The 450-nt window shown below is 55.8% G+C and carries 1 protein-coding gene; it reads right to left on the reverse strand.

The genetic code is table 11. From position 1 onward, the window contains the following. Positions 1–65: 65 nt before the first annotated feature. A complete protein-coding gene (locus tag ACZM8Y_RS17585; protein ID WP_489501951.1) occupies positions 66–398 on the reverse strand; it encodes a hypothetical protein in 333 nt (110 codons plus the stop codon). Positions 399–450 lie beyond the last annotated feature (52 nt).

Raw genomic sequence — 450 nt, forward strand, 5'->3', positions numbered from 1 at the left:
GAATCAAAAGTGAGTTCCATATATTCCTCCAAAATGAGGGCTGACAGACGCCAGCCCTCTATTTGTTATTCGCCCTCGGTAAAAGTGACCGTATTGCCAGAGACAGCGGCGGTGCCGACCGTGCGCGTGCCGCCAAGCGTCACGTCGATAGGCATACCGACAAAGCCGCCGCCCTCGCCGCCGAGGGAAGAAGGCTTAACCATGCAGGACGAATAACGCTCCGCAAATACCGCAGTCTTTGCCGTGCCTGCATAAGCATGGACAATCAGCACGTCCTGATTCGCCAGCGCCGCCGCGTTCTGCTCCTTGACCGCAAGGTTCCAAACCTTGACGATGGCAGGGTCGCCAGCGTCCAGATTAGACGGGTCAAAGGTCTGCGTGATAATGGGTTTCTTCATGGTCGTGCGCGTCGTTCCAAGAATATCTTTCGAGGAATCCTCCTGCCAATCA

This window comes from Bilophila sp., assembly GCF_057864385.1.

Bases quoted from the DNA above. Each gene is read 5' to 3' on its own strand.
- ACZM8Y_RS17585 (WP_489501951.1), bottom strand. From the start codon at position 398: ATGAAGAAACCCATTATCACGCAGACCTTTGACCCGTCTAATCTGGAC.